At 59.8% G+C, this 209-nt stretch carries 1 protein-coding gene; it reads left to right on the forward strand.

All coding sequences use genetic code 11. From position 1 onward, the window contains the following. Positions 1 to 209: hypothetical protein (locus B3849_RS14890; protein WP_286780395.1), on the forward strand; the 209-nt coding region annotated here is incomplete at both ends.

Genomic DNA, 209 nt, shown 5'->3' on the forward strand with positions numbered 1-209 from the left:
TGCGGGCCGGGGGTGGAGCGGCTTTATGAGGAAGCGGTCGAGACATTCCCGCAAATCCGGATCGAGGTCGCGACATCGGACAATATCGCCGGGCCAAAGGCCGCGGCCGAGCTGGTCAATCGGGTGCATAATCACGAGGTTGATTTGTTGATCGGCACGCAGATTCTGGCGAAGGGCTATCATTTCCCGATGCTGACCCTTGTGGGGGT

Source organism: Sulfitobacter sp. UBA4523, assembly GCF_002388305.1.
Taxonomy (GTDB): domain Bacteria; phylum Pseudomonadota; class Alphaproteobacteria; order Rhodobacterales; family Rhodobacteraceae; genus Sulfitobacter; species Sulfitobacter pontiacus.